Source organism: Arthrobacter sp. Cr_A7, from assembly GCF_029222765.1.
Classification (GTDB): Bacteria; Actinomycetota; Actinomycetes; order Actinomycetales; family Micrococcaceae; genus Arthrobacter.
The window spans coordinates 1-5385 of the sequence record NZ_JARHXQ010000157.1 but is presented as its reverse complement, the minus strand read 5'-3'; the positions used below and the strand labels follow the sequence as shown (position 1 = coordinate 5385).

Genomic DNA, 5385 nt, shown 5'->3' with positions numbered 1-5385 from the left:
ACTTTGGCCCCAATCCGCCCTTCTCGTTTTGAAGTTAGCCTTTCCTTACTTATAGGCTCAGCCCTATTAGGCAACAGAGTTGTGACGTATTACCTGAGTGGAGAAAAACGTGAAGAAGAAGCTGTCGAGCTACCTGGGGGCACTGGCTGCGGGAGCAGCTCTTTTGACCGTGACCGCGTGCGGCGGAAGCGCGACCGCCACGCCCGCTGAGGAAGCCGCCACCATCACCGTAGAGCACGCGCAGGGCAGCACCGCCGACGTGCCGGTCAACCCGGAGAAGGTCTTCACCTTCGACCTTGGTGTGCTGGACACCCTCGACGCGCTGGGCGTGGAGCCTGCAGGCGTCCCCGAAGCGCAGTACCCGGAGGCCCTGTCCAAGTACTCGGACGCGAAATACACCAAGATCGGCTCGGTCAAGGAACCGGACTTCGAAGCCGTCAGCGCCGGCGACCCGGACCTCATCATCATCTCCGGCCGCACCGCCGGGGCATATGAGGAACTGAGCAAGATCGCCCCCACCATCGACCTGTCCATCGATGCGGCCAACCCGATGGAAAGCTTCAAGACGCAGGCCCAAAAGCTTGGAACCATCTTCGACAAGTCCGCCGAAGTGGAAGAGCAGCTCGCGGCCGTGGACGCCACCGTGTCCGAGACCAAGGCCAAGGCAGCAAATGCCGGCAAGGGCCTCATCGTCCTGACCTCGGGCGGCGAAGTGACCGCCTACGGCGCAGGCTCCCGGTTCGGCATCATCCACGACGTCCTGGGCGTACCGACGGCCGCTGACGTGAAGGTGGACGGCAGCCACGGTGAAGCCATCTCCTTCGAGTACATCAAGCAGGCCAACCCGGACATCCTCTACGTCATCAACCGCGACAGCGCCGTCGGTGCCGAGGCGTCTGCCGCCAACCCCATCCTCGACAACGAACTGGTGCAGTCCACCAACGCCGCCAGGAACAACAAGGTCATCAACCTGGACCCCATGGGCTGGTACGTCATCGGTTACGGGCTGAACAACGTCAAGGCAATGGTTGACGCCGTCGCCGAATCCGTGGCCTAAAGCCCCGCTCCTGAGCTAACACGCCATGACCGCCACCGCCGTGCGCCCCGCCGCGCCGGCAACCCGCAGCCAGGCCCGCCACCATGCGGGCCTGGCTGCGGCCGCAGTTGCCGTTCTTTTCCTCGCCGCCGCCAGCATGTTCGTAGGCGTCAGCGACGTGTCACTTCCGGCACTGCTGGCCGCGAACCCGGCCACGGTGGAGATCTTCTGGGTTTCCCGGGTGCCCCGGACCCTCGCCGTGCTCCTGGCCGGGATGGCCGTTGCCGTTGCCGGGCTGATCATGCAGCTCATGGCCCGCAACCGCTTCGTGGAGCCGTCCACGGTGGGAACGGTCGAGTCCGCCACCCTCGGGATCCTGGTGGTAACAGTTTTTGCGCCTTCCGCTCCCGTGCTGGCCAAAATGCTGGTTGCCAGCGCCTTCGCCATGCTGGGCACGGCGCTGTTCCTGGCCATCCTGCGCCGGCTGCCGGCCCGCAACACCCTGCTTATCCCGCTGGTGGGCATCATGCTGGGCGGGGTCATCGCCGCCGTCACCACATTCTTCGCCTACCGCTACGACCTGCTGCAGACCCTAAGCAACTGGATGATCGGAGATTTCTCGGGCGTCCTCCGCGGGCGGTACGAGCTGCTCTGGATCGTCGCCGTCCTGATGCTCGTGGGGCTGCTGGCCGCCGACCGGTTCACCGTGGCCGGCATGGGCCAGGACTTCACCACCAACCTGGGCCTGAACTATGCCCGCACCATGCGCCTGGGACTCGTCATCGTCTCGCTGATCTCCGCCGTCGTGGTCACCACGGTGGGCGCCGTGCCGTTCCTCGGCCTGGTGGTGCCCAACATCGTGTCGCTCATCTTCGGCGACAACCTCCGCCGCGCGGTTCCCTGGACCGCCCTGTTTGGCGCCGCCTTCGTGCTGGTCTGCGACATCATCGGCCGCACCATCCGCTACCCCTACGAGGTCCCCGTGGGAATGGTCATGTCCGTGCTGGGCGCCATCCTCTTCCTCGTCCTGATCCTGAGGAAGCGCAATGCCTGAAGCGCTCGCCACCAAACCCCGTACGGCTCACAGCTTTGTCCCCAAGTCCACGCTCCGAAGCCGCATCAGGAACGCCTCGCCGCGCCTGGTCCTGGGGATCCTGCTGGCACTGACCGCCGTCGTCGTCTGCTTCTTCCTCTTTTTTGAACTCAAAGGCAACGTGGGCTACATCCTCCCGCGCCGGGCCATCAAGGTGGCCGCCATGCTGCTGGTGGCAGTGGCTGTGGGCGTGTCCACGCTGCTGTTCCAGACGGTCACCGCCAACCGGATCCTCACGCCGTCCATCATGGGCTTCGATTCCCTGTACATCCTGATCCAGACGGTGCTGGCCTTCACCCTCGGGGCCGCGTCCGTGGTGGCAGCCCCGCCCACCCTTCAGTTCGGCGTCGAAGTGGTCCTGATGGTGGTGTTCAGCGCGCTGCTGTACCGCTGGATGTTCACCGGAGCAACACGTTCCCTGCACCTGCTCCTGCTGGTGGGCGTCATCCTGGGCAGCCTGTTCCGCGGCTTTTCCTCGCTGCTGCAGCGGCTCATGGAGCCCAGCGAATTCATCATCCTCCAGGACCTGTTTTTCGCATCCTTCAACAACGTGGACCCGGCGCTGCTGGGCGTCTCCGCGGGGATCATCGCCGCCGTCTGCGCAGCAGTATGGCGCGGACGGCACACGCTGGACGTCCTGACGCTCGGCCGGGAGGTGGCCATCAACGTGGGCGTGGACCACCGCCGGACGGTCATGCTGGTCCTGCTGGGCTGTTCGCTGCTGGTGGCCGTGTCCACCGCGCTGGTGGGGCCGGTGACCTTCTTCGGCCTCCTGGTGGTGAGCCTGGGCTACCAGCTGTGCCGCGGGTTCAGCCACACCTGGCTGCTGCCCATCGTTGTGCTCATCGGCGCCATTGCCCTGGTAGGCGGGCAACTGGTCCTGGAGAAGGTGTTCGGCTTCGGCACCGCCCTGAGCGTGGTCATCGAGTTCACCGGCGGCATCCTGTTTCTCTACCTCCTGCTGAAAGGCTCCCTGAAATGACCATCGCGGTCCGCAACGTCTCCAAGAGCTACGGCGGCCAGGCGGTCCTCGAGGACGTCAGCTGCACCATTCCGCAAGGCGGCATCACGTCGATCATCGGACCCAACGGCGCCGGGAAATCCACGCTCCTCTCGCTGATCAGCCGGCTGCAGCCGCTGGAGGAGGGCGCCGTGTCCGTGGCTGGGCTGGACATCGCCTCCACGGACAGCCGCGAGCTGGCCCGGACCATGGCCATCCTGCGGCAGGAAAACCACCTCACCATGCGCCTCACGGTGCGCGACCTGGTGGCCTTTGGCCGGTTTCCGCACTCCGGCGGCCGGCCCACCGTTGAGGACCTGGCCAAGGTGGAGGAGGCCATCGCCCACCTGGACCTGACACCCATGGCGGACAAGTTCGTGGACGAGCTCTCAGGCGGGCAGCGGCAACGGGCCTTCATCGCCATGGTGCTGGCCCAGGACACCCAGTACTTGCTCCTGGACGAACCGCTGAACAACCTGGACATGAAGCACTCGGTGGAAATGATGCGGCTCCTGCGCCGGCTGGCCGACGACCTGGGCAAGACCATCGTCCTGGTGGTCCACGACATCAACTTCGCGTCCTGCTACTCGGACACCATCCTGGCCATGAAGGACGGCCGGCTGGTCCACCAGGGCAGCCCGCGGCAGATTATGCAGCAGGCCATGCTCCGTGACGTTTACGACATCGACATCCGGATCGAGGAGATCGACGGCAACCGGATCGGCGTCTACTTCGCCTGACGCTCTCCGACGTCGCTAGGCCTTGGCGGAACCCTTGGCTACGAACAGCGTCTCGGCCTGTTCCAGGGACATGCCGTTGGTCTCCGGCACCTTGAACATCACGAAGAAGAAGGACGCCGCGGCGAACAGGGCGTACATGGCATAGGTCAGGGGCAGCGAACCGGCGGCCATCACCGGGAAGCTCAGCGTAATCGCAAAGTTCGCCACCCACTGCGCAGCCGCCGCCAGGCCCAGGGCGCGGGCACGGATCCGGGACGGGAAGATCTCGCCCAGGAGGACCCAGACCAGCGGTCCCCAGGAGGCGCCGAAGCTGACCACGAACACGTTCGCGGCCACCAGGGCGACAGGCCCCCACGGGCCCGGCAAAGAGATATCGGCACCGCTGCCAGTGGCCGATGCGAAAGCCAGGGCCATGGCACCCAGCGACACAGCCATGCCCACGGAACCTGCCAGCAGGATGGGCCGGCGCCCGATCCGGTCCACGAGGGCGATGGCGACAAGGGTGACCAGGATGTTGGTGACGGACGTGGCCACCGAGATGGTGAGCGAGTCCTGCTCCTGGAAGCCAACGGCCTTCCACAGGGTGGTGGAGTAGTAGAAGATCACGTTGATGCCCACGAACTGCTGCAGCACGGAGAGGATGATGCCCACCCAGACCACTGCCTGCAGGCCGAACGTCCTGCCGCGCAACGAGCCCTTCTGGCCGGCGAGCTTGTCCTCTTCGATGGCCTCCCGGATTTCGCGGATGTGCCGGTCCGTGTCCTCAGCGGGAGCAATCGAGTCAAAGACCTTGCGCGCTTCGTCCTCCTTGCCCAGGAACACCAGGAAGCGCGGCGATTCGGGGAGCGTGAACGCCACCCAGCCATAGACCAGGGCTGGCAGGGCGGCGGCCAGGAACATCCAGCGCCAGGCCTCGATGCCCAGCCAGAACGCCTGGCCGGCACCGCCGGCGCTGGTAGCGAACAGGGCGTCGGACAGGAGCGCGGCGAAGATACCGGTGGTGATGGCCAGCTGCTGCAGCGATGCGAGGCGGCCGCGGACCTTGCGCGGCGAAATCTCGGAGATGTAGGCCGGAGCGATCACGGAGGCCAGGCCGATGCCCAGCCCGCCCACCAGGCGCCAGAAGATCAGGTCCCAGACGCTGAAGGCGAACCCGGTCCCCAGGGCGCTGACCAGGAAAAGCAGCGCGCCGAGCTTCATGGCGGGGATGCGCCCGTAGCGGTCGGCCACCTTGCCGGCGAGGTAGGCGCCGGCGGCGCAGCCCAGCAGGGCGATGGCGACGGCGAAGCCTGTGACAGCCTCGGACAGCGCGAATTCATCCTTCATGGCGTCCACAGCACCGTTCACCACGGACGAATCGAAGCCGAAGAGGAATCCGCCCACCGCCCCCGCGAGGGCCAGCCAGATCACCCGCTGCGGTATCCGGGCGGTCGTCTGCTCCTGTGCAGTGGGCATGGTTCTCCCTGGGTCTGGGGGTCTGATGGATGCGGTGCGGACGTCGTCGGCTGCGGTACCG

At 65.9% G+C, this 5385-nt stretch carries 5 protein-coding genes; 4 read left to right on the top strand and 1 reads right to left on the bottom strand.

Annotation, left to right across the window (positions count from 1 at the left end):
• Positions 1 to 109 precede the first annotated feature (109 nt).
• From P2Q66_RS09880 to P2Q66_RS09865, 4 genes are read left to right on the top strand one after another with little or no spacing between them, the layout of a single operon-like run.
• Positions 110 to 1057, top strand: a complete 948-nt coding sequence (locus P2Q66_RS09880; RefSeq protein WP_275727645.1) for a siderophore ABC transporter substrate-binding protein — start codon at positions 110 to 112, stop codon at positions 1055 to 1057.
• Positions 1058 to 1082: 25 nt separating this feature from the next.
• Complete coding sequence (locus tag P2Q66_RS09875; protein WP_275727642.1) at positions 1083 to 2090, top strand: ABC transporter permease; 1008 nt, start codon at positions 1083 to 1085, stop codon at positions 2088 to 2090.
• Positions 2083 to 3111: an iron chelate uptake ABC transporter family permease subunit gene (locus tag P2Q66_RS09870; RefSeq protein ID WP_275727640.1), complete on the top strand. Its 1029-nt coding sequence runs from the start codon at positions 2083 to 2085 to the stop codon at positions 3109 to 3111. The genes P2Q66_RS09875 and P2Q66_RS09870 overlap by 8 nt, the downstream gene beginning before the upstream one ends.
• A complete protein-coding gene (locus tag P2Q66_RS09865; RefSeq protein ID WP_079598002.1) occupies positions 3108 to 3869 on the top strand; it encodes an ABC transporter ATP-binding protein in 762 nt (253 codons plus the stop codon). Before P2Q66_RS09870 ends, P2Q66_RS09865 begins: the two co-directional genes overlap by 4 nt.
• Positions 3870 to 3884: 15 nt before the next feature.
• Here the strand turns inward: P2Q66_RS09865 and P2Q66_RS09860 are convergent, their stop codons facing one another.
• Complete coding sequence (locus tag P2Q66_RS09860; protein ID WP_275727637.1) at positions 3885 to 5324, bottom strand: sugar porter family MFS transporter; 1440 nt, start codon at positions 5322 to 5324, stop codon at positions 3885 to 3887.
• Positions 5325 to 5385: the final 61 nt, after the last annotated feature.